The sequence below is a fragment of the Paraburkholderia sp. genome, from assembly GCF_036488795.1.
GTDB lineage: Bacteria > Pseudomonadota > Gammaproteobacteria > Burkholderiales > Burkholderiaceae > Paraburkholderia.
Map to the genome: position 1 here is coordinate 1 of NZ_DASXHA010000106.1, position 21,853 is coordinate 21,853.

Below are 21,853 nucleotides of genomic sequence, written 5' to 3' on the forward strand. Positions count from 1 at the left end.
CCGACGATCGCGTAGTCGCCGATCGTCACGTGGCCCGCCATTTGCGCGTTGCTGGCCAGGATGACGTTGCTGCCGACGTGGCAGTCGTGCCCGAGGTGCACGTACGCCATGATCCAGTTGTCGTCGCCCAACGTCGTCACACCCGCGTCCTGCACCGTGCCGGTGTGGATGGTCGTGAATTCGCGGATCGTATTGCGATTGCCGATCTCGAGCCGGGTCGGCTCGTCCTTGTACTTCATGTCCTGCGGCCGGCCGCCGACTGACGCGTAATGGCCAATCCGGTTGTCTTCGCCGATTGTGGTGTGACCTTCGATCACGCTGTGCGACCCGACGGTCGTCCCTGCGCCGATCGTCACGTGCGGGCCGACAATGGCATACGGCCCGATTTCAACCGTTTCGTCGAGCTGTGCACCCGGCTCGACGATTGCAGTGGGGTGAATCCTGCTCATGCGCCCTCGCTTCTGATTCCGTTGCGTTGTTTGGATACCGGTCGGCATACCGCCTGTGCCCGGTTGTCCATTGCTGGACCTTGGCCTGATGGCCTTGAGCGGCCCTCGATGGCCCCTGCTGGCCGTGCGTGGCCGCGACGGGCCTGATTCTGGCCGTACCGGCCGTCCGCTACCGGCCGTCCGCATCCGTGTGCCGGACCGCGCACATCAGGTCGGCTTCCGCCGCAACTGCACCGTCCACTTCGGCACGCGCCTTGAACTTCCAGATGCCGCGCATATGGCGCTCGAACGTTGCGTTCAGGATGAGCTGATCGCCCGGCTCCACCACGCGCTTGAAGCGCGCATTGTCGATGCCGACGAACAGATACAGCGTATTGGCCGGGTCATGCGGCTCTTCCGAGAACGTCAGGAGCGCCGCGGTCTGCGCAAGTGCTTCCAGGATCAGCACGCCGGGCATGACCGGACGGCTCGGGAAGTGGCCCATGAAGTACGGCTCGTTGATCGACACGTTCTTCAGCGCTTTGATGCTCTTGTGCGGCTCGAGTTCGAGCACCCGGTCAACGAGCAGGATCGGATAGCGGTGCGGCAGCAGCGTGAGAATCTTATGAATGTCGAGATTGATTTTTTCGGTGCTCATGGTGTTTCTACTCACGCATTGACTGCGCGATGATGACTGCGGATACGTTTCAGGTGGATGGGTAACGCGTGTTGCCGTCGCTTCCCGTGCCCCGGCAGCCCGTGCTACCCGGTCACCGCAACCGACGCTTCCTGCTTGATTCATGCCTGGTACCGGGCCGTTGCCGGCCCGGCGCTCAGGCCTTGTCGCTCGACGCGTCTTCTTTCGACACGCTGCCCGACGCCGCCGCCTCCAGTGCCTTGATACGGTCGCGCAGCTTGTCGAGGTTACGCATCAGTGCCGCACTCTTGTTCCAGTCGGCGTGATTGACGGCCGGGAAAGCGCTCGTGTACATGCCTGGCTTCAACAGGGACTTCGACACGCCCGACTTCGCCGTGACGATCACATAATCGGCCAGCGTGACGTGTCCCGCAATACCAACCGCACCGCCGATCATGCAATGCCGGCCAATCGTGGTACTGCCGGCGATCCCGGCGCAACCCGCAATCACGGTATAGGCGCCGATCTTGCAGTTGTGGCCGATCTGCACAAGATTGTCGATCTTCACGCATTCCTCGATGACGGTGTCGGCCATCGCGCCGCGGTCGATCGTGGTGTTCGCGCCGATTTCGACATCCGGTCCGATCGACACACCGCCGACCTGCGGAATCTTGACCCAGCTGCCGGTCCGCGCCTCGCCGTTGCCGACGAAATCCGGCGCAAAGCCAAAGCCGTCCGAGCCGATCACGGCGCCCGCGTGAATGATGGCGCGCTCGCCGATCTTGCAGCCGTAGTACACCGCAACGTTCGGATACAGATGCGAGCAGGCGCCGATCTGCGTGCCGCGGCCGATCACCACATTCGCGTCGAGCCGCACATGTTCGCCGATCACCACACCCGCTTCAATGGTCACATGCGGGCCGATGACCGCGCTCGGCGCAATCTTCGCCGACGGATCGATTGTCGCGCTGGCATGGACGCCCGGTGCGGCCTTCGGCGCGGCCAGGTCGATGAAGGTCTGCGCCACGCGGGCGAAGTAAGCGTAGGGGTTAGGCGTGACGATGAAGTTACGCCCTTCGGCCACGCTCAGCCTGGCGAGGTCGTCGGCGTTGATCAGCACAGCGCCCGCGCGTGTCGTCTCGACCTGCGACAGATACTTCGGATTGGCGAGGAATGCCAGCTGGCTGGGATCTGCCTGATCGAGCGGCGCCAGGCTGCCCACGCGTTGCGAACGGTTTCCGACTACTTCACCGCCGAACCGCTGGACGATCTCCTCGAGCGTAAATGCCATGCGTGTACTGCTCCTGCTGTTCAGTTGCCGTTAGTAGACGCGCCGCTTGCGGGCGACGCAGCAAGCGCCTTGAGCACCTGATCGGTAATATCGATGCGCGGGCTGACGTACACCGCCTCCTGCACGATCAGATCGTAGTGCTGCTGCTCGGCAATCTGTTTGATTACCTTGTTGGCACGGTCGAGGACCGCCGCCAGTTCTTCGTTGCGCCGTTGATTCAGGTCTTCGCGGAACTCACGCTGCTTGCGCTGGAAGTCGCTGTCGAGTTGCGACAGGTCGCGCTGCTTCTGGGCGCGGTCAGCAGGCGCCATCGACGCACCGTTCTTGTCGAGCGAGTCGGACATGGTCTTCAACTTCTGCGCCATGTCCTGCAGGTCCTTGTCGCGTTTTGCGAACTCGGCCTCGAGTTTGGTCTGCGCCGCCTTCGCAGCCGACGACTCGCGCAGGATACGATCCGAGTTGACGGCCGCAATCCTGGCTTCTTGCCCGTGCGCTACTCCAACGCCCAAAGTCATTGCCAGCGCAAGCGCGCACGTCGCAAAGGCGCTTCTCACACCTTTCGAAAACATACCGGTTCGCAAAGTCATCCTCTCGATACTGTAAAGGGGTCCAGGCTGCTGGCCCGAACCGTCCAATCAGAATGCCGTCCCAAGCTGGAACTGGAATTTCTGATACTGGTCGCCACGGTGCTTCGTGAGCGGGAAACCCAGGCTAAGCTTGAGCGGGCCGATGGGCGAGATCCACGCGAGACCCACACCGTAGCCGTAGCGCAAGCCATTTGCACCCACGCTGTTGCCTTCGTTGCCCCAGACGTTGCCGGCGTCGAGGAACGAGAACACGCGTAGCGTGCGATCATAGCCTGTGCCCGGCAGCGGGAACGCAAGTTCGACGTTGCCCACGACCATTTTCGAACCGCCGATCGGGTCGCCGGTCGATGCATCCCGCGGGCCCAGCGAGCTCGGCTCATAACCCCGTACCGTGCCGATGCCGCCCGCATAATAGTTCTTGAAGATCGGATACGGCTTGCCGCCCATGCCGTTGCCATACCCCGCCTGAAAATTCAGACCGAGCACGAAACCACGCGAAAACGAATAATAATACTGCGCGTTGACGTCGGCCTTGTAATACTGGGTACCGCCCGCCGGCGTGCCGTACTCGGCGTTCGCCTGCGTGAAGTAACCGCGGCTTGGCACCAGCGCGCTGTCACGCGCGTCGCGTGCCCAGCCGACCGTGACCGGTACGTTGTTCGACACGCGGCCGAACGTCTTCACGTAGTCGAGATAGCTTTGCGGCGTCGACGCGTCGACATCCATCGTATTCTGCTCGAGGCCCGCGCCGAAATAGACCGTGTCCACTTCGGAAAACGGAATGCCGAACTTCAGGTCGCCGCCCATCGTGACGATCTTGAAGCTCGAATCCGATGAGTAATAGAGCGGCTGCTGCGTGCGATAGTAAAGATCGGTAATGCGCTTGACGCCGTCAACCGTGAAGTACGGATCGACCTGCGTGACCGTCAGGGTCCGGTAGGTCTTCGCCGTGTTGACGTTGACCGCGAGGCTCGTGCCCGAGCCGAACACGTTATCCTGCTGCACGCCCGCCGACAGGATCACCCTGTCGGTCGACGAGAAGCCCGCCCCCAGCGTAATGGAACCGGTTGGCTTCTCAACCACCTTGATGTTCACATCCACCTGGTCGGCCGTGTCTTCGACGGGCACCGTCGTCATGTCGACGTCACTGAAATAACCCAGCCGGTTGATCCGGTCTTTCGACAGCGCGAGACGGTTCGAATCGAACCACGAACTCTCCAGCTGGCGCATCTCGCGGCGCACCACTTCGTCGCGGGAACGCGTGTTGCCCACCACGTTGATGCGGCGCACATAGACACGGCGGCTCGGATCCACCATCAGCGTGAGATCTACCGTGTGGTGCCGCTGATCGATCAACGGCTGCGCGTTCACCGTGGCAAATGCATAGCCATACTCGCCGAGCTTGTCGACCAGCGCCTTCGTGGTGGCTTGCAGCTTCTCAGCGGAGAAACGCTCCCCGGAGCTGATCGTGACGAGCGAGTTCAGCTCCTCTGCCCGGTCCAGCAGATCACCAGCCAGACGAATGCCGGAGATCGTGTAAGGCTCACCCTCGTGTAGCGCGACCGTCAGGTACATGTCCTCACGGTCCGGCGTGATGGACACCTGGGTCGAGTCGACATTGAATTCGAGGTAACCGCGGTTCAGATAGTAGGCACGAACGTTCCCGAGGTCACCGGTCAGCCTGTCTTTCGAGTAGAGGTCGTTCTTCGTGTACCACGAGAACCAGTTCGGTGTAGCCAGCTGCATTTCGTCGAGCAGCGTGGCGGAGCTGAACGCCTTGTTGCCGATGAAGTTGATCTGGCGGATCTTCGCACTGGGGCCTTCGTCTACCGAGAACAGCAACGCGACGCGGTCACGGTCGATGGGCGTGACGGTAGCGGTGACTTCGGCTGCGTAATAGCCACGCGTCAGATACTGGCGCTTCAGTTCCTGCTCGGCCTTATCGACCAATGCCTTGTCGTAATACCGGCCTTGCGACAGCCCGACCGCACGTAGCGCCCGGGTCAGGTTGTCCTTGTCGAATTCGTGCAAACCCGAAAAGTCGACGGTGCCGATGGCCGGACGTTCGACCACTTGCACGATCACGATGCTGCCTTCAGTGGCGATCTTCACGTCATTGAAGAAACCGGTGGCATACAGCGCGCGAATAGCTTCAGAAGCCTTGTCGTCGGAGAAAGTATCGCCCTGGCGGATGGGCAAATACGCGAACACGGTACTCGGTTCAATACGCTGCAAACCCTCAATACGGATGTCCTGCACCACGAAAGGCGCCGTCGCATGAGCAATCACCCCATGCGAGGCGAGTGCCGCAGCTGCCACCGTCTTAGAACCAAAGCGATGAGGTTTCAACAACGTACTTCCCCAATGTGAAGCTAAATCAGGTCAGACGGCGGCTACTCTTGAGCGCCATCAAACACTTTAAAGATGGATTAGGCGAGCCAGATCGTTGAAAAGCGCAATCGCCGACAAGGCGACAATGCAGGCTAATCCTGCTCTCTGGAGAACCAGCTGCCAGCGGTCGGAGACAGCTTTACCGGTCACAGCTTCGACCAAATAATATAACAGATGGCCCCCGTCCAATACCGGAATAGGTAACAGGTTAAGTACGCCAAGACTGATACTGACAAGGGCGAGGAATGACAGGAATGCTGACGGACCGAGGCGAGCGCTCTTACCTGCGTAGTCGGCAATCGTCACCGGGCCGGACAGGTTTTTCAGCGAGGCCTCGCCTACCACCATGCGTCCGAACATTCGCAGCGAATAAGCCGCGAGATCCCACGTGCGACGCGCGCCCAATTGAAGACTTTCGAGCGGACCGTAGCGCACCTCGATAGACGGCACCTGCGTAGCCAGTTCCGCGCCGATGCGGCCCACCTGCTGGCCCGTCGTTTCATCGCGCTGCGCAAGCGGCACGACGTGGATTTGCTGGATCTTGCCGGCCTGCTGCGCATCGCCGCCGCGCTCGACTTGCAGCGTGATGGACTGGCCGGCATGCGCCTTGATATAGGCAATGAAAGCGGTGGCGTTGTCGGTAGGCTTGCCGTCGATCGCACGCAGGCGGTCGCCTGACACCAGGCCCGCCTGTTGCGCCGCACTGCCCGGCTGAACATTGGCGACGATCAGCTTGCCGCCGCCCGGCTCGAAGCCAAGGCGGGACATGAAGTCATCGTCGACATCCTTTTCAGAAACGTCACGGAGATCTAAAGGAAAATCGTATGTGCCGCGGCCATCTTTCGCACTCAGTATGATGCGGCGATGATCGAACGCGGCACCCAATACCTTCCAGCGCAGATCGGACCACGAACGAACCGGCTCCGACTGCCCCGCCTGGGCATTACGCACGGCCACGACGGTCTCGCCGCCGTCGAAGCCGGCTTGTGCGGCTGGCGTATTCGGCGCGGGCGTCGCCACGATCGCCGCAGGTTCGCTGACGCCTGTGCCGAACACGGCCGCGAACAGCACGATAGCCAGCAGGAAATTGGCAACCGGACCCGCCGCAACGATCGCGAAGCGCTTGGCGACGTGCTGACGGTTGAACGCGTGGGGTAAATCTTCGGCGGGGATGGTCGTGCCGGTCTCACGTTCGTCGAGCATCTTGACGTAGCCGCCCAGCGGCAACGCGGCAACCGTCCATTCGGTGCCGGACTTCGGACTCACCCACTGCAGGAGCGGCTTGCCGAAACCGATCGAAAAGCGCAGCACCTTCACACCGCACAGACGCGCGACGCTGTAATGGCCATACTCGTGAACCACCACGAGCACGCCAATCGCGACCGCAAAGGCGAGCACTTCGATCAGCAGGTTCATGTTCGCCTCACTGGACGGCGCCTTCCGCGCGTAGCGCGCCTGCCGGCAGACGCTCGATAAAACTGGCGGCCGCGCGGCGCGCCGCCGCGTCGGCTTCGATCACGTCTTCGAGGGCTTGCGCGCTGCGGTTGGGCAACGCGTGGAGCACCGACTCGACCACTTGTGCGATCGCCATGAAGCCGATCTTGCGTGCGAGGAACGCTTCGACCGCGATCTCGTTTGCGGCATTCAGCGCCGCACTCGCGACGCCGCCTTCAGCCAGTGCCTTCACGGCCAGTGCGAGGCACGGAAAGCGCGCGTAATCCGGCTTCTCGAATGACAACGACGCGACCTGCAGCAGGTCCAGTTGCGCCACACCGGAGTCGACCCGTTCAGGGAACGCCAGGGCATGGGCGATCGGCGTGCGCATGTCGGGATTGCCTAGTTGCGCAAGCACCGAACCGTCGACATACGAGACCATGGAATGAATCACGCTCTGTGGATGAATCAGCACTTCGATGCGCTCGCCCGGCAGATTGAACAGCCAGTGCGCCTCGATCACTTCAAGGCCCTTGTTCATCATCGTGGCGGAATCGACCGAGATCTTGCGGCCCATCACCCAGTTCGGATGCTTGCAGGCCTCGTCGGGCGTCACGTTGACGAGGGTGGCCGGCTCACGCGTACGGAACGGGCCGCCCGACGCGGTCAGAATGATCTTCGACACGCCGCCGTGCAGTGCCGCTTCGCGCGGCAGACATTGGAAGATGGCATTGTGTTCGCTGTCGACCGGCAGCAGGATCGCGCCATGGTCGCGCACGGCATCCATGAAGATCGCGCCGGACATCACGAGCGCTTCCTTGTTGGCCAGCAGAATGCGCTTGCCCGACTGCGCGGCGGCCAGAGTCGGCGCGAGGCCCGCCGCGCCGACGATCGCGGCTACCACGGTATCGCAAGCGGCGTTTTTCGATACCTCGACGAGCGCCTGCGGGCCGTAGGTCACCTCGGTCTTGCAACCGGCTTCGCGAAGTTTCGCGGCCACCTGCGTGGCGGTCGCCGCGTCGCCGACCACCGCGACTTCAGGATGAAAGCGCAGGCATTGTTCGACAAGCTTGTCGCCGTTGCGATGCGCAGTCAGCGCATACACCGAGAAGCGCTCGGGATGACGCGCGACGACGTCGAGCGTGCTATCTCCAATCGAGCCCGTGGAACCGAGCAGTGTCAGACGTTTTTGCATATCTCTTTCTCTAGCCGAGCAGCAGCATGGCAAGCGGCAGTACCGGCAACAATGCGTCGATGCGGTCAAGGACGCCACCGTGTCCGGGCAGCAGACCACTTGAATCCTTCACGCCGGCCTGGCGTTTTAACATCGACTCGAACAAGTCTCCAATGACGCTGAACGCCACCAGAACAGTCAAGGCAACCAGCGTGCGCACGGCGCCGAGGCGCGCGAGCAGCGCCGAATACAGGGTCGGTTCGAACGCATGCAGCACTATAGCCGCAGCAGCGACGATCAGAACAGCCAGCCAGCCGCCGATCGCGCCTTCCCAGGTCTTACCCGGACTGATGGCGGGTGCCAGCTTGTGCCGTCCGAACGCCTTTCCGGCAAAGTATGCGCCGATATCGGCCAACCAGACCACTAGCAGAAGGGACAGAACAAACGGCACACCAGCCATTCGTGCGGCAACCAGCGCATGCCAGCAGGCAACGAAGACCACAATTCCGGCCAGAAACAGGAACAGGCGCCAGGCGCCCTGTGCCAGCGCGGGCTTGCGCAGCAGGACGTAGGGGCCGGCCAGTACCCAGAACACCGCGGCGGCCTGAAACAGCGGCCGCGGCAGCAGCGCTCCCGTGCCGAGCTTCGTGCTCAAAACCAGCGCCACCGCGGCCAGCAAGGCGTAAACCACCGGTCCCGCGCCGCCCACTTTGAGCAGACGCGCCCATTCCCAGGCGGCAAAAACGAGCACGAACGCGATCAGCGCACCGAACGCGCCGACCGGCGCAAATAGCGTGACCGGCAAAAACACAGCCAGAAGGACGAGCGCCGTGATAACACGGGTTTTTAGCATGGAAGCGAATCGACGTTTTGCGATTGCGGCTCGAGTTGAGCACTGGTGCGGCCGAAGCGACGCTCACGCTCCGCATAGGAGGCGATAGCGTGGCCGAGGGCGTCGGCGTCGAAATCCGGCCAGAAGGTGTCGGTGAAATAAAACTCGGTGTAGGCGAGTTGCCACAACAGGAAGTTGCTGACGCGTTGCTCGCCGCCGGTGCGAATGAACAGGTCCGGCTCGGGCGCGTAGGCCATGGCAAGATGCTCGGCGAACGAATCCTCCGTCACCTCGACGGCCTGCCCCGCCAGCGCCGACTGTTCAGCCAGTTTGCGGGTAGCCTGCATGATGTCCCAGCGGCCGCCGTAGTTCGCGGCAATCGTCAGCGTAAGACGGGTATTGCGGGCGGTTTTGGTTTCGGCCCGCCGAATCAGGTCCTGGATACGCTTGTCGAACATGGTCAGGTCGCCGACCACGCGCAGGCGAATGCCATTGGCGTGCAGCTTGCCGATTTCGCGTTCGAGCGCGGTGACGAACAGGCGCATCAGGAACGAGACTTCGTCGTTCGGACGGCGCCAGTTTTCCGAGCTGAAGGCGAACAGCGTCAGATATTCGACGCCGGAGCGCGCGCAGGCCTCGACCGCGGCCCGCACCGCGTCGACGCCGCGCGTATGGCCTGCCACGCGCGGCAGGCGGCGTTGCGTTGCCCAACGGCCATTGCCGTCCATGATGATCGCGATATGTCGCGGCACTGCCGCGACATCGGGGACGCGAACAGTTGAGCTGGTATAGGTCATGGCCGTTGGGACAGTGACTGCAAATAAGAAGTGAAAACCTGAAGGAGCTGATGCCGGACGGCCTCAGACCGTCATGATCTCGGCTTCTTTGGTCGTCACGAGCTTGTCGATTTCCGCGACGAACCTGTCCGTCAGCTTCTGGACGTCGTCACCTGCACGACGCTCGTCGTCTTCGGAAATCTCTTTGTCTTTCACCAGCTTCTTCAACTGCTCGTTCGCGTCGCGACGCAGGTTACGCACCGCGATCTTGGCCGTTTCGGCTTCGCTGCGGGCCACCTTGGTCAGTTCGCGGCGGCGCTCTTCGGTCAGCGCGGGCATTGGCACACGGATCACGTCGCCTTGCGTGGCGGGGTTCAGACCCAGATCCGATTCGCGGATCGCCTTTTCGACGACCTGCACCATCTTCTTTTCCCACGGCTGGACGCCGATCGTGCGCGCATCGATCAGCGTCAGGTTCGCAACCTGCGAGATGGGTACCGGCGAGCCGTAATAGTCGACCTGAATGTGATCGAGCAGGCCCGTGTGGGCACGGCCCGTGCGGATCTTCGACAGATCGTTCTTGAACGCGTCGATCGAACGCTGCATTTTCTGCTCGACGCCCTTCCTGATATCAGCCACAGACATTTTTAAACCTCCGAACCTTCAAAACGGTGCGAGCCGGCCAGCGCGCGTCAAGCGGCGGCCCGGGCTCGCGTCAAAGCCCACGTTGCGTGAACGAGAGTTTACACGTGGACGAGAGTACCCTCGTCCTCGCCTTGCACAATGCGCTTTAGCGCACCCGGCTTGACAATTGAGAACACGCGAATCGGCAATTTCTGGTCGCGGCACAGCGCAAACGCGGTGGCGTCCATGACTTGCAGGTTGCGGCCAATCGCCTCGTCGAAACTGATTGTCGTGTAGCGGGTTGCCGTCGGGTCTTTCTTGGGGTCGGCTGAATAGACGCCGTCCACCTTGGTGGCCTTCAGCACGACTTCCGCGCCGATTTCCGAGCCGCGCAAGGCGGCGGCCGTGTCCGTCGTAAAGAACGGGTTGCCGGTACCGGCCGCGAAAATCACGACCTTGCCTTCTTCCAGCTGGCGGATGGCACGGGGCCGGATGTACGGCTCGACCACCTGGTCCATCCGCAGCGCGGATTGCACACGCGCTTCAATGCCCGCATGGCGCATGGCGTCCTGCAAGGCCAGCGCGTTCATCATGGTGGCGAGCATCCCCATGTAGTCGGCCGTTGCGCGGTCCATACCTGCCGCGCCTCCCGCCACACCTCGGAAAATATTGCCGCCGCCGATCACCACGGCGAGCTGCGTGCCGAGCCGTACCACCTCGGCCACGTCCGCCACCATTCTTTCGATCGTTGCGCGATTGATGCCAAAGGCATCGTCGCCCATCAGAGCTTCACCGGAGAGTTTGAGCAGGACGCGTTTGTAGGCAGTGGGCATAGGGGTATCCAGATCGCGCAGAACAGGGCAACAACAAGGAACTAACTGTAGGGGTGAAATGCTGATTCGGGCAAGCGTCGCCAAATTGACAAACCATGGGACTCCCCACGAGGTTCGCCAGCGGCGGCTGCGCAGCGAGGGTCAACCCGCTTGCAGCCTTGCGGCGCTGCCGGCCGCGGCAGGGTCTTGCCCCGCCGCGGATCCAACGATATTGCGTGATACTTAAGCGAAACTTACTGCTGCTTCGCAGCAGCGACTTGCGCCGCCACTTCTGCTGCAAAGTCGTCCTGCTTCTTCTCGATGCCTTCGCCGACCACGAACAGTGCGAACTTCTGCACGCTCGAGCCAGCCGCCTTCAGCATCTGTTCGATGGTCTGCTTGTCGTTCTTAACGAACGTCTGGTTCAGCAGCGACACTTCCTTCAGGTACTTCTGCACGCTGCCGTCGACCATCTTGGCGACGATTTCAGCCGGCTTGCCCGATTCAGCGGCCTTTTGTTCAGCGATGCTGCGTTCCTTGGCGATCAGGTCGGCCGGCACGTCGTCCGACGACAGCGAGACCGGCTTCATTGCAGCGATGTGCATGGCAACGTCCTTGCCCACCTGTTCGTCCGCGCCGGTGTACTCGACCAGCACGCCGATGCGCGTGCCGTGCAGGTACGCGGCCAGCTGGTTGGCGGTCTCGAAACGCACGAAACGGCGGATGGACAGGTTTTCACCGATCTTGCCGACCAGCGCGAGGCGCACCGCGTCGACCGTCGAGCCTTCCAGCGGCAGAGCCGACAGGGCGGCGACGTCAGCCGGGTTTTGCGTAGCGACCAGTTCAGCGACCTGCTTCGAGAATGCCAGGAAGTCGTCGTTCTTCGAAACGAAGTCGGTTTCGCAGTTCAGTTCGACGATCGAACCAACCTTGCCGCCAATGAACGAAGCGATCACGCCTTCTGCCGTGACGCGCGAGGCCGCCTTGCTGGCCTTGTTGCCGAGCTTCACGCGCAGCAGCTCTTCAGCACGCGCCATGTCGCCGTCGGCTTCGGTCAGCGCCTTCTTGCATTCCATCATCGGCGCATCGGTCTTCGCGCGCAGTTCTGCAACCATGCTTGCGGTAATTGCCGCCATCATTCGCTCCTTGAGTCTGTCTTTCACACGCCGCCCGCACTTCGATGCCGGCGGCAAGAATTCGTTTCAGCGCAGCACGCATTTTTCACGCACTGCAGCCAGGTGTCATGACTTAAAAAAAGGGGGCCTGTAGAAAGCCCCCTTTTTTGCCGGACACGGGGCAGCTTTACGCCTCCGAGTTGACCTCGACGAACTCGTCGCCGTCACCGCCGCGGGCAGCCTGCACCACTTCGTTGACCGCGTTTGCACGGCCTTCGAGGATCGCGTCAGCCACGCCGGCCGTGTACAGGGCGACAGCCTTGCTGGCGTCGTCGTTACCCGGAATCACGTAGTCGATGCCTTCCGGCGAGTGGTTCGTGTCCACCACGGCGATCACCGGCACGCCGAGCTTGTTCGCTTCGGTCACGGCAATCTTGTGGTAACCGACGTCAACCACGAAAATTGCGTCCGGAATGCCGCCCATGTCCTTCACGCCGCCGATCGACTTTTGCAGCTTGGCGATTTCGCGTTCGAACAGCAGCGCTTCCTTCTTGCTCATGCGCTCGGTTTCACCCGATTCAACAGCTGCTTCCATGTCCTTCAGGCGCTTGATCGAAACTTTCAGCGTCTTGAAGTTGGTCAGCATGCCGCCGAGCCAGCGTGCGTTGACGTACGGCATGCCGGCGCGTTGCGCTTCTTCAGCGATCGTGTCGCGCGATTGACGCTTCGTGCCGACGAACAGGATCGTGCCGCGGTTAGCTGCCAGTTGACGCACATACTTCAGTGCGTCGTTGTACATCGGCAGCGTCTTTTCGAGGTTGATGATGTGAATCTTGTTGCGATGACCGAAAATGAAGGGGGCCATCTTCGGGTTCCAGAAGCGCGTTTGGTGACCGAAGTGGACACCTGCTTCCAGCATTTGACGCATGGTAACTGCCATGAAAATCTCCGCTAGGGTTGGGTCTTAAGCCGGCTGCCGTATCGGCCGCGCCGTCCTCGCCGCTTTTGCAGTTTGCGAGGACCTGACGCGACGGACACCCTGGGTGCTGCCGGCTTGCGAGTCTGCTGCCTTGGGTGGTGTTTGCACGCCGCTTGCGCACCCCGCTGACGGGTTACGTTTCGACGGCTTGACACCCCCTGAAACCGCCCGTAGCGCAGGCAACTATCGCTACGAGCCAGCCTTCTCCACAAAATAGCGAATGCGGATCGACTTAGCCAAAGATTATAGCACGTGACTATCAGCCGACTCAACCTGCCCGGTAGTCCCTGATTCCGTCGCCGGTTGCACCTGCGGGCGGTTGCGGCGAGCCTTGTCCGATCGGCCGTGCGCCCTCTCAAAACCCTGCGGCAGCAGGAATATGGTGCGATAATCCTTGAATAACTGCATTTCAGGCCCGACTCATGGCTATTACGCTCAAAAACGAACACGATATCGCGCAGATGCGCGTCGCTTGCAAACTCGCCAGCGAAGTGCTCGACTACATCACGCCGTTCGTGACGGCCGGCGTTACGACGGGCGAGCTCGACCGTCTGTGCCACGAATATATGCTCAAGGTTCAGGGCACCGTCCCGGCGCCGCTGAATTATCAGCCGCCCGGCTACCCGCCGTATCCGAAAGCAACCTGCATTTCCGTCAATGACGTGATCTGCCACGGCATTCCGGGCGACAAGACGCTCAAGAACGGTGACGCGCTGAATATCGACGTCACCGTCATCAAGGAAGGCTATTTTGGCGACACGAGCCGCATGTTCATCGTCGGCGAGGGCTCGATTCTGGCCAAACGGCTCGTGCAGGTGACTTTCGAATCCATGTGGCTCGGCATCGACCAGATTCGTCCGGGCGCGCATCTGGGCGACATCGGCTACGCCATCCAGAAGCATGCGGAAGGACAAGGCTACAGCGTGGTGCGGGAATATTGCGGCCATGGCATCGGCACGGTGTTTCACGAAGACCCGCAAATCCTCCATTACGGTCGCCCCGGCACCGGAATCGAACTGCAGCAAGGCATGATCTTCACGGTCGAACCCATGATCAACGCCGGCCGGCGCGACATCCGCACCATGCCCGATCAATGGACCGTGAAGACCAAGGACCGCAGCCTGTCGGCGCAGTGGGAGCACACCGTGCTCGTCACCGAAACCGGCTACGACGTGCTGACGGTGTCCGCCGGCACGCCGGCGCGCCCGCCCATTGTCGCGGCCACCGCCTGACCGTCCCTCGTCCCTACTCACACGCGTGCCCATGAGCAGTGTTCCAGCCGTTGCCCAATCCGATGCCTCGTCGCTCAAGGCGGACTACAAGGTGGCCAAAGCCAGGTTGCTGGAGCGCTTCAAAGTGGCGACCAACGTCGAATCGCTGATGGCCGCGCTCGCGCGCAGCACGGACGAGTCGCTGCGCGGCGCGTGGAACGCCTGCGATCTGCCGCCGTCCCTCGCGCTGCTGGCCGTCGGTGGCTATGGGCGCGGCGAGCTTGCGCCGCATTCGGACATCGACATTCTCGTGCTGCTGCCGGACCAGCCGCTGCCGCATCTCGAGGCACGCATCGAACGTTTTATCAGCCTCGCGTGGGATCTTGGGCTGGAACTCGGCAGCAGCGTGCGCAGCGTCTCGCAATGCATCGAAGAGGCGGCGAATGACGTCACGGTGCGGACCTCGCTGCTCGAAGCGCGCCGTATCACCGGCAGCACGGCCCTCTTCGACGACTTCGCGCGGCGCTACCGCGAAGCGCTGGACCCCCGCGCCTTCTTCCAGGCCAAAGTCCTGGAAATGCGCCAGCGGCATGCCAAATTTCAGGACACGCCGTACGCGCTTGAACCGAACATCAAGGAAAGCCCGGGCGGGCTGCGCGATCTGCAACTGATCCTGTGGGTTACCCAGGCGGCCGGGTTAGGCAGCAGCTGGCAGGAACTCGAGGCGCGCGGCCTGATCACCGGGCGCGAAGCGCGCGAACTGGAGCGCAACGAAGGCTTCCTGAAAGCACTGCGGGCCCGGCTGCATGTCATTGCGGGACGTCGCCAGGACATCCTTGTATTCGACTTGCAGACGCCCGTAGCGGAGAGTTTCGGCTACAAGCCGACCGCGACCAAGCGCGCCAGTGAACAACTGATGCGCCGCTACTACTGGGCGGCCAAGGCTGTGACGCAGCTTTCGACCATCCTGATCCAGAACATCGAAGCACAGCTTTTCCCGAACACGAGCGGGATTACCCGCGTGCTGTCGGACCGGTTCGTCGAAAAACAGGGCATGCTGGAAATTGCCAGCGACGACGTTTTCGAACGCGAACCGAATGCGATTCTCGAAGCGTTCCTGCTGTACGAGCAGACGCCGGGTGTGAAGGGCCTCTCGGCACGCACGCTGCGAGCCATCTACAACGCCCGCGACGTGATGGACCAGCACTGGCGCCGCGACCCGGAAAACCGGCGGCTGTTCATGGACATTCTCAAGGAACCCGCCGGGATCACCCACGCGCTGCGGCTGATGAACCAGACCAGTGTGCTCGGACGTTACCTGCTGAATTTCCGCCGCATCGTCGGGCAGATGCAGCATGACCTGTATCACGTGTACACGGTCGATCAGCACATCCTGATGGTGCTGCGCAATCTGCGCCGCTTTGCCGTGGCCGAGCATGCACACGAGTACCCATTCTGCAGCCAGTTGATCGTCAACTTCGAGCGTCCGTGGGTGCTGTATGTCGCAGCGCTGTTCCATGACATCGCCAAGGGCCGCGGCGGCGATCATTCAACGCTCGGCATGGCCGACGCACGGCGCTTTTGCCGGGAACACGGCATTGTCAACGGCGACGGCGAACTCGTGGTGTGGCTGGTCCAGCACCATCTGACCATGAGCCAGGTCGCGCAGAAGCAGGACACGAGCGATCCGGAGGTCATCAAGCGGTTTGCGGAACTGGTCGGCAACGAACGGTACCTGACCGCGCTTTACCTGCTGACCGTGGCCGACATTCGCGGCACCAGTCCGAAGGTCTGGAACGCGTGGAAAGGCAAGCTGCTCGAAGACCTGTACCGGTCCACGCTGGCGGTGCTCGGCGGTGCGCGTCCGGACGCGCATTCCGAACTGAAGTCGCGCCAGGAAGAGGCGCTTACGCTGCTGCGCCTCGAGACCGTGCCCGACAATGCCCACAAGGCATTGTGGGACAAGCTCGACGTCGGCTACTTCCTGCGTCACGACGCGGCGGACATCGCCTGGCAGACGCGCGTGCTGTACCGTCATGTCGAAACGCCGACGCCCATCGTGCGCGCCCGCCCCTCGCCGGTAGGCGACGCGCTCCAGGTGCTGGTCTATGTGAAAGACCGCCCCGACCTGTTTGCCGGCATTTGCGCCTATTTCGACAGGAATTCGCTGTCGGTGCTCGATGCCCGCGTCAGCACGACCCGCCACGGCTATGCGCTGGACAATTTCATCGTCCAGCACACCGAAGACGACGTGCATTACCGCGACATCGCCAATCTGGTCGAACAGGAACTGGCCGCACGCCTCACGGCGGACGGCACCCTGCTGCCGGAGCCGTCAAAAGGGCGCCTGTCGCGCCTGTCGCGGACCTTCCCTGTTACGCCGCGCGTCGACCTTCGGGCCGACGATCGTGGCCAGTACTACATCCTGTCCGTGTCGGCAAACGACCGGCCAGGCCTTCTTTATTCGATCGCGCGCGTGCTGGCCGAGCACCGGGTCGGCGTCCAGTCGGCACGGATCAATACGCTCGGCGAACGCGTCGAGGACGTGTTCCTGCTGGATGGACGCGGCCTCTCGGACAATCGCCTGCAAATTCAGGTCGAAACCGAACTGCTGCGCGCGATCGCAGTGTGAGATTTCATGCGAGTCAAATTGACAGCCAAGCACCCGCGGTCGGCTTCGTCCGAGCGCGCCCCTGTTCGCTCGGGAAGTACCACCGCGCGTAAACCGACGCGCCCTGCCGGGCCCCGGCCAGCCACGCCGGCTCCGGCCGGTGCCGCGAGGCGCCCGGCCGGCAAGCCTGCGGGCGGTGCGCGCCCACCACGCAGCGAAGGCTCGTTTTCGCGTGAGCGCGATGCGGGCGGCGGCGAAGGACGACGAGCGCCGTCAGCCGATCGGCCGCCGCGGCGCGAAGGCGCCGCTGGCGCGCCGCGCCGCTTTGAGGGCGGATCCAGTAGCGAACGGGCGCCGCGACGTTTCGAAGGTGAACGCAGTGAGCGCGCGCCACGCCATGCCGAAGGCGAACGCACTGAACGCGGCCCACGCCGCGCTGAAGCTGAACGTGGCGAGCGCGCGCCGCGCCGGTTTGAAGGCGAACGCAGCGAGCGTGCGCCGCGTCGTACCGAAGGTGAACGTTTCGAACGTACGCCGCGAGGCGATGGTCCTGCTGGAGCAAGGCGCGGGGCGACAGGTGAACGCACGTTCAGCGCGCCGCGTCGTACCGAAGGCGAACGCGGTGAACGGCCGGCACGCTTTGCACGCGACGAAGGCACCCGTCGCCCGGCAACGGGCGGCCCGCGTGGCGCAGCCGACGATACGCGTCGCTCCGGCGCCCCGCGCACCGGTCGTCCGTCCGACGCCGGCGGGCGAGACGCACGTCCGCCACGACGCGAGGGCGACACCTCGCGCGAGCGCGGCACGTCGGAACGCCCACGTTTTGGTGCAGACCGTGGCGGCGCACGCGAAGAGCGCCGCTCCTTCGAGCGGCCTTCGCGAGACGACAACGCGCGCCGGGCTCCGTCAGGCGAGCGCCCGGCCTCGAAGCCGCGGGGTTCGTTCGAACGCGGCGAGCGCAGCTTCGCCAAACCCGTCAAGAGTGGCTACGGCGACCGCCCGGAACGTGGCCCACGCGAAGACGCCGGCGCACGGGCACCGGCGAAACGCGACTTCGGCGACAGGCCTGCGCGAGATGATCGCGGCACCCGCCCCGCGCGCAGCGCTGACAAGCCGGCTTCGGGCGGCCGCTTTGGCGACCGCGAGCGCCCCGCATACGGCGACAAGCCCGCACGTAAAGCTCCGCCGGCTGCAAAACCGGGCCGCGCCGACGAAGGGACCTCGCGCCCCGCCGCGCATCACCGTGATCACGAAGATGCCCCCGGCACCTTGCGCCTGTCGAAGCTGATGTCGGAACTCGGCCTGTGCTCGCGCCGTGAAGCCGACGAATGGATCGAAAACGGCTGGGTCCTGGTGGACGGTGTGAAAATCGACACGCTCGGCAGCAAGGTCCGTCCGGACCAGCGCATCGAGATCGATCCGGCCGCCCAGGCCATCCAGGCACGGCAGGTCACGATTCTGCTGCACAAGCCGGTCGGTTATGTCTCGGGTCAGGCTGAGGACGGCTATCAACCGGCCATCACGCTCGTCACGCCGGACAATCGCTGGGAAGGCGACCACTCGGACATCCGTTTTTCGGTGTCGCATCTGCGTCAGCTCGCACCGGCCGGCCGGCTCGACATCGATTCGACCGGCCTGCTCGTGCTGACGCAAGACGGGCGCATTGCGAAACGTCTGATCGGCGGACATTCGGAGGTCGAAAAGGAGTACCTGGTCCGCGTGACATACGGCGAGATGACGACCGAAATCGATCAGCACTTCCCGCCCGAGAGCCTCACGCTGCTGCGTCACGGCCTCGAACTCGACGATGTGCCGCTCAAGCCCGCGAAGGTTAGCTGGCAGAACGGCGAGCAATTGCGCTTCGTGTTGCGCGAAGGCAAGAAGCGTCAGATCCGTCGCATGTGCGAACTGGTCGGCCTCGAGGTGGTCGGTCTGAAGCGCGTGCGGATGGGCAGCGTGCCGCTCGGCGCCTTGCCACCCGGCCAGTGGCGCTATCTGTCAGCCGACGAATCGTTCTGACCCGGCGCCGGCGCGAACGCACCTTTGTGCGTTCAGCGTCCAGAGGTTGGAGAGGTCCAAGCTCCGGATGCAAGAAAGCCCACGCGCATGCGTGGGCTTTCTTTTTGCGGCAGGCCTTCAATCGTCGCTATTCGGATCCATATCCGGAAACAGCACCTCCGTGAAGCCGAATTTAGCGAAGTCGTTGATCCGCATTGGATAGAGCTTGCCGATCAGGTGATCGCACTCGTGCTGCACGACGCGCGCATGAAAGCCTTCGGCAACGCGGTCAATCGGTTTGCCGTACTGGTCGAAGCCGTGGTAGCGGATCATCGAGAAGCGACTGACGGCGCCACGCAACCCCGGAACCGACAGGCAGCCTTCCCACCCCTCTTCCATGTCTTGCGAGACCGGCGTGACGGTCGGATTGATCAGCACGGTTTCCGGCACTGGCGGTGCGTCCGGATAGCGCTCGTTATGCCCGAAACCGAAAATCACGACCTGCAGGTCGACGCCGATCTGCGGCGCCGCCAGACCCGCGCCATTGGCGTCATGCATGGTCTCGAACATGTCCTGGATCAGGGTATGAAGTTCGGGCGTGTCGAAATGATCGACTGGAGCGGCGATGCGCAAAAGGCGCGGATCGCCCATCTTGAGAATTTCGCGAATCATGTTATCTGCCCCTCCAGGAGCTTACGCATACCATCTTCGTCGAGCACGGGGATGCCAAGTTCCTCGGCCTTCGCAAGTTTGCTGCCTGCTTCAGCGCCGGCTACCACGTAGTCAGTTTTCTTCGACACCGAACCGGCCACTTTCGCACCGGCTGCTTCCAGCATTTCTTTCGCTTCTTCACGCGCCAACGTGGGCAAAGTGCCCGTCAACACTACGGTCTTGCCGGCCAGCACACCCTGCGGTGCCTTCGGCGCGGGCGGCCCTTCCGGCCACGTCACCTTGCCCGGCGCGCGCAACTGTTCGATCACCGTGCGGTTATGCTCTTCGGCAAAGAACTGATGAATCGACTCTGCGACCACAGGCCCGACGTCGTTGACTTCCAGCAATTCTTCGAGCGAGGCTTCCAGGATCGGATCGAGCGAGCCGAAGTGTTTGGCCAGGTCCTTCGCCGTGGACTCTCCCACGTGGCGAATCCCAAGCGCGTAGATGAAACGCGCGAGCGTGGTGTGCCTGGCCTTTTCGATCGAATCGAGCAGGTTTTGCGCCGACTTGTCGGCGAAGCGATCGAGTTCGGCCAGCGTGGCAAAGCCGAGGTTGAACAGGTCGGCCGGCGTGCGCACCAGATTCAGCTCGACCAGTTGATCGATGATCTTTTCCCCAAGCCCGTCAATATCGAGCGCCCGACGTTGCGCAAAGTGCCATAGTGCCTGCTTGCGCTGGGCCGGGCAGAACAGGCCACCTGTGCAGCGGGCGATTGCCTCGTCGGGCAGACGTTCGATCGCCGACCCACAGACGGGACATTGCGTGGGCATGACGAACCCGGCGGCGTTGTCGGGACGGCGGTCGAGCAGCGCGCTCACCACCTCGGGGATTACGTCGCCGGCGCGCCGCACGATCACCGTGTCACCGATACGAATGTCCTTACGACGCACTTCGTCTTCGTTGTGCAACGTGGCATTCGTCACGGTCGCGCCGCCGACGAATACCGGCTCCAGACGCGCCACCGGCGTAATTGCGCCGGTTCGGCCAACCTGCACGTCGATTGCCAGCAACCGGGTCAACGCTTCCTGCGCCGGAAATTTATGCGCAAGCGCAAAACGCGGCGCGCGCGAGACGTATCCAAGCGCGTCCTGCTCGTCGCGCGCATTGACCTTGTACACCACGCCGTCGATGTCGTACGGCAGCTTGTCGCGCTTCTCCCCCACCGAGCGGAAAAACCCGAGCAAGCCATCTGCACCTTGCACTACCGCACGCTCGCCGTTGACCGGCAAACCAAGCTCGCTGTACCAGTCGAGCATCGCGCTATGCGTGGCCGGCATCGGTTCGCCGTCCAGCACGCCAATCCCGTAGGCGAAAAAGGACAGCGGCCGCTGCGCGGTGATCTTCGAATCGAGCTGGCGCAGACTGCCCGCCGCGGCGTTACGCGGGTTCGCAAATTCCTTGAGTCCCGCCGCACGTTGCCGCTCGTTCATGCGTTCGAAATCGCGCTTGAACATCAGCACTTCGCCGCGCACGTCGAGCAGCTTTGGAATGCGCTTGCCTTTGAGCTTGAGCGGGATGGAACGGATGGTCCGAACATTCCCGGTCACGTCTTCGCCGGTCGCACCGTCGCCGCGCGTGGCCGCCTGCACGAAGCGGCCGTCTTCGTAGCGCAGCGAAATGGCAAGACCGTCGAACTTGAGTTCGCTCGCGTAATCGACCGGGCTCTTGCGCAGCGCGTCGGCAATGCGCTTGTCGAACGCGACGATGTCTTCGTCCGCGAAGCCGTTGTTCAACGACAGCATGGGCTGGTCGTGCACAACCGGCTCGAAGCCACTCGCCACCTCGCCTCCCACACGCTGGGTGGGCGAATCAGGCGTGATGAGATCCGGGTGCTCCGTCTCGATCTGCTGCAGTTCCTTGAAAAGCTTGTCGTATTCCGCGTCCGGCAGGTCCGGCTGGTCGAGCACGTAGTACGCATGGTTCGCGCGCTCGAGCTCCGCGCGCAACCACACGGCACGTTCGGCCGGGCCGGGGTTGGCCGCAGCGCTGGTGACAGGATGAGGGACAGTGGTTCGGGCCATGCTTTCGGAAGGTTCGCCGGTGAAATTCAGACCTCCGATTATCGCAGGAACCGCTTGTCGTGGACATTGGCCGAACGGCCAGTTTCGTACGTCCGCTCACCCACGGCCGGCACGTCCCGTCAGCGAGCCCCATGTCGCTGCGTAACCGACCGCCGGCCTTGTCCAGTTGGCTAACGCTTGGGCCAGCACGTTGACGCACGCGCAGCGCGATGCGATTG

18 protein-coding genes are annotated in these 21,853 nt (G+C 62.9%); 3 read left to right on the forward strand and 15 right to left on the reverse strand.

All coding sequences use genetic code 11. The annotated features are described in order from the left end of the window. The 13 genes from lpxA to rpsB all read right to left on the reverse strand — a co-directional run. The coding region (lpxA, locus tag VGH41_RS15195) for an acyl-ACP--UDP-N-acetylglucosamine O-acyltransferase (protein ID WP_331598288.1) at positions 1-449 on the reverse strand (449 nt) is incomplete at its 3' end. Between the two features lie 169 nt (positions 450-618). Further along, positions 619-1,086, reverse strand: coding sequence for a 3-hydroxyacyl-ACP dehydratase FabZ (gene fabZ, locus VGH41_RS15200; protein WP_331598289.1), 468 nt, complete (start codon positions 1,084-1,086; stop codon positions 619-621). 175 nt (positions 1,087-1,261) lie between these two features. Beyond that, positions 1,262-2,356 (reverse strand): UDP-3-O-(3-hydroxymyristoyl)glucosamine N-acyltransferase, encoded by a 1,095-nt coding sequence (lpxD, locus tag VGH41_RS15205; protein ID WP_331598291.1) that lies wholly within the window; start codon positions 2,354-2,356, stop codon positions 1,262-1,264. Positions 2,357-2,376: 20 nt separating this feature from the next. Beyond that, positions 2,377-2,943: an OmpH family outer membrane protein gene (locus tag VGH41_RS15210; RefSeq protein ID WP_331598292.1), complete on the reverse strand. Its 567-nt coding sequence runs from the start codon at positions 2,941-2,943 to the stop codon at positions 2,377-2,379. 48 nt (positions 2,944-2,991) lie between these two features. Continuing rightward, positions 2,992-5,295 carry an outer membrane protein assembly factor BamA gene (bamA, locus tag VGH41_RS15215; protein ID WP_331598293.1) on the reverse strand — a complete coding sequence of 768 codons (2,304 nt, stop codon included), beginning with the start codon at positions 5,293-5,295 and terminating at the stop codon, positions 2,992-2,994. Positions 5,296-5,361: 66 nt separating this feature from the next. Further along, the gene (gene rseP, locus VGH41_RS15220; protein WP_331598294.1) at positions 5,362-6,750 is read right to left on the reverse strand and encodes an RIP metalloprotease RseP; all 1,389 of its coding nucleotides are present in this window, start codon (positions 6,748-6,750) and stop codon (positions 5,362-5,364) included. Between the two features lie 7 nt (positions 6,751-6,757). Beyond that, positions 6,758-7,963: a 1-deoxy-D-xylulose-5-phosphate reductoisomerase gene (locus tag VGH41_RS15225; protein WP_331598295.1), complete on the reverse strand. Its 1,206-nt coding sequence runs from the start codon at positions 7,961-7,963 to the stop codon at positions 6,758-6,760. Between the two features lie 10 nt (positions 7,964-7,973). Further along, a complete protein-coding gene (locus VGH41_RS15230) occupies positions 7,974-8,795 on the reverse strand; it encodes a phosphatidate cytidylyltransferase (protein ID WP_331598296.1) in 822 nt (273 codons plus the stop codon). Beyond that, positions 8,789-9,571, reverse strand: a complete 783-nt coding sequence (gene uppS / locus VGH41_RS15235) for a polyprenyl diphosphate synthase (protein ID WP_331598297.1) — start codon at positions 9,569-9,571, stop codon at positions 8,789-8,791. Before uppS ends, VGH41_RS15230 begins: the two co-directional genes overlap by 7 nt. Positions 9,572-9,634: 63 nt before the next feature. Further along, entirely contained in the window at positions 9,635-10,195 is a 561-nt protein-coding gene (frr, locus tag VGH41_RS15240; RefSeq protein WP_331598298.1) for a ribosome recycling factor, read from the reverse strand. Positions 10,196-10,293: 98 nt separating this feature from the next. Beyond that, complete coding sequence (gene pyrH / locus VGH41_RS15245; RefSeq protein ID WP_117336610.1) at positions 10,294-11,007, reverse strand: UMP kinase; 714 nt, start codon at positions 11,005-11,007, stop codon at positions 10,294-10,296. 233 nt (positions 11,008-11,240) lie between these two features. Then, positions 11,241-12,122 (reverse strand): translation elongation factor Ts, encoded by an 882-nt coding sequence (tsf, locus tag VGH41_RS15250; protein WP_331598299.1) that lies wholly within the window; start codon positions 12,120-12,122, stop codon positions 11,241-11,243. A gap of 166 nt (positions 12,123-12,288) precedes the next feature. Beyond that, a complete protein-coding gene (rpsB, locus tag VGH41_RS15255) occupies positions 12,289-13,041 on the reverse strand; it encodes a 30S ribosomal protein S2 (protein ID WP_331598300.1) in 753 nt (250 codons plus the stop codon). 461 nt (positions 13,042-13,502) lie between these two features. Between rpsB and map the strand changes: the two genes are divergently transcribed. Genes map through VGH41_RS15270 form a run of 3 tightly spaced genes read left to right on the forward strand, consistent with a single transcriptional unit; the run spans position 13,503 to position 18,921 of the window. After that, positions 13,503-14,312 carry a type I methionyl aminopeptidase gene (gene map / locus VGH41_RS15260; RefSeq protein WP_331598301.1) on the forward strand — a complete coding sequence of 270 codons (810 nt, stop codon included), beginning with the start codon at positions 13,503-13,505 and terminating at the stop codon, positions 14,310-14,312. Positions 14,313-14,343: 31 nt separating this feature from the next. Further along, positions 14,344-16,923, forward strand: a complete 2,580-nt coding sequence (locus VGH41_RS15265) for a [protein-PII] uridylyltransferase (RefSeq protein WP_331598302.1) — start codon at positions 14,344-14,346, stop codon at positions 16,921-16,923. A gap of 6 nt (positions 16,924-16,929) precedes the next feature. Beyond that, positions 16,930-18,921, forward strand: a complete 1,992-nt coding sequence (locus VGH41_RS15270) for a pseudouridine synthase (RefSeq protein ID WP_331598303.1) — start codon at positions 16,930-16,932, stop codon at positions 18,919-18,921. Between the two features lie 117 nt (positions 18,922-19,038). Here the strand turns inward: VGH41_RS15270 and def are convergent, their stop codons facing one another. Together def and ligA are read right to left on the reverse strand one after the other, a co-directional pair. Beyond that, positions 19,039-19,572 (reverse strand): peptide deformylase, encoded by a 534-nt coding sequence (def, locus tag VGH41_RS15275; RefSeq protein WP_331598304.1) that lies wholly within the window; start codon positions 19,570-19,572, stop codon positions 19,039-19,041. Then, entirely contained in the window at positions 19,569-21,635 is a 2,067-nt protein-coding gene (gene ligA, locus VGH41_RS15280) for an NAD-dependent DNA ligase LigA (protein WP_331598305.1), read from the reverse strand. The genes def and ligA overlap by 4 nt, the downstream gene beginning before the upstream one ends. Between the last annotated feature and the right edge of the window lie 218 nt (positions 21,636-21,853).

Bases quoted from the DNA above. Each gene is read 5' to 3' on its own strand.
- VGH41_RS15265 (WP_331598302.1), top strand. From the start codon at position 14,344: ATGAGCAGTGTTCCAGCCGTTGCCCAATCCGATGCCTCGTCGCTCAAG.
- uppS (WP_331598297.1), bottom strand. From the start codon at position 9,571: ATGACCTATACCAGCTCAACTGTTCGCGTCCCCGATGTCGCGGCAGTG.
- map (WP_331598301.1), top strand. From the start codon at position 13,503: ATGGCTATTACGCTCAAAAACGAACACGATATCGCGCAGATGCGCGTC.
- VGH41_RS15210 (WP_331598292.1), bottom strand. From the start codon at position 2,943: ATGACTTTGCGAACCGGTATGTTTTCGAAAGGTGTGAGAAGCGCCTTT.
- rseP (WP_331598294.1), bottom strand. From the start codon at position 6,750: ATGAACCTGCTGATCGAAGTGCTCGCCTTTGCGGTCGCGATTGGCGTG.
- rpsB (WP_331598300.1), bottom strand. From the start codon at position 13,041: ATGGCAGTTACCATGCGTCAAATGCTGGAAGCAGGTGTCCACTTCGGT.
- fabZ (WP_331598289.1), bottom strand. From the start codon at position 1,086: ATGAGCACCGAAAAAATCAATCTCGACATTCATAAGATTCTCACGCTG.
- pyrH (WP_117336610.1), bottom strand. From the start codon at position 11,007: ATGCCCACTGCCTACAAACGCGTCCTGCTCAAACTCTCCGGTGAAGCT.
- VGH41_RS15230 (WP_331598296.1), bottom strand. From the start codon at position 8,795: ATGCTAAAAACCCGTGTTATCACGGCGCTCGTCCTTCTGGCTGTGTTT.
- def (WP_331598304.1), bottom strand. From the start codon at position 19,572: ATGATTCGCGAAATTCTCAAGATGGGCGATCCGCGCCTTTTGCGCATC.
- VGH41_RS15225 (WP_331598295.1), bottom strand. From the start codon at position 7,963: ATGCAAAAACGTCTGACACTGCTCGGTTCCACGGGCTCGATTGGAGAT.
- tsf (WP_331598299.1), bottom strand. From the start codon at position 12,122: ATGGCGGCAATTACCGCAAGCATGGTTGCAGAACTGCGCGCGAAGACC.
- frr (WP_331598298.1), bottom strand. From the start codon at position 10,195: ATGTCTGTGGCTGATATCAGGAAGGGCGTCGAGCAGAAAATGCAGCGT.
- ligA (WP_331598305.1), bottom strand. From the start codon at position 21,635: ATGGCCCGAACCACTGTCCCTCATCCTGTCACCAGCGCTGCGGCCAAC.
- VGH41_RS15270 (WP_331598303.1), top strand. From the start codon at position 16,930: ATGCGAGTCAAATTGACAGCCAAGCACCCGCGGTCGGCTTCGTCCGAG.
- lpxD (WP_331598291.1), bottom strand. From the start codon at position 2,356: ATGGCATTTACGCTCGAGGAGATCGTCCAGCGGTTCGGCGGTGAAGTA.